At 41.1% G+C, this 913-nt stretch carries 1 protein-coding gene and 1 rRNA gene; both read right to left on the minus strand.

Annotated elements, in window-relative coordinates; all coding sequences use genetic code 11:
- A 16S ribosomal RNA gene (locus LH47_RS14715) occupies nt 1-274 on the minus strand; the annotation flags it as partial.
- Nucleotides 275-436: 162 nt separating this feature from the next.
- Nucleotides 437-913 (minus strand): DMT family transporter (locus LH47_RS14720; protein WP_043968771.1); only part of this gene is annotated, 477 nt, incomplete at its 5' end.

A 913-nucleotide genomic window follows, 5' to 3' on the forward strand; every position in this document is an offset into this window, starting at 1 on the left:
CCGTTACCTCACCAACTAGCTAATGCGCCGCGGGCCCATCCTGTAGCGACAGCTTGCGCCGCCTTTCAACGAAAGATCATGCGATCTTTCGTGTTATCCGGTATTAGCACCGATTTCTCGGTGTTATCCCCGTCTACAGGGCAGGTTGCCCACGTGTTACTCACCCGTCCGCCGCTAACGATTCAAAAGCAAGCTTTTGAATCGTCCGCTCGACTTGCATGTATTAGGCACGCCGCCAGCGTTCGTCCTGAGCCAGGATCAAACTCTCCATAGAAAAGTTATCCTTAGCTTTTGCACGCTTTTCGCTTCGTTCAGTTTTCAAGGAACATCTTATCGTTTTTTGCGACTTTTTTAATTTAACACATCGCCTTTTTAGTGTCAAGAACGATTTTTTATTTTTTATTATCGCATCGCAACAGCGACGATTTAAAATATATCATGTTCTTTTTTGAAATGCAACTATTTTTTTATTGTTTTTTATATGTTTTCCGAACATATACGCTCCAATCCCAATGATGATAAAAAACGAGCCTATTCCTTGTGACAAATAAACTTTTTCATCCAACCATATATAAGCTAATATAATTGCTCCAATCGGTTCAAATAAAATAGCCATGGATACCATTGCTGCATTTACCCATTTCATCGCCCAATTAAAAAGAGAATGCCCGAATAATGTCGGGATAACCGCCAGCAAAACGAAGCACCACCAGTCATTCGCACTATACGACAAAAATGAATAACGAAACAACGATACATATACACTTAATACGAGCGACGCAATGCCATAGACAATGTACGTATATGTAATTAGAGAAAATTGCTTTCGTAAATGTTGACCGACTAACCAATAGCCCGTGACCATAGCACATGCAATTAATGCAAGCATATCCCCATAAAGTGCTTCGCCACT

This window comes from Anoxybacillus thermarum (assembly GCF_000836725.1).
GTDB lineage: Bacteria > Bacillota > Bacilli > Bacillales > Anoxybacillaceae > Anoxybacillus > Anoxybacillus thermarum.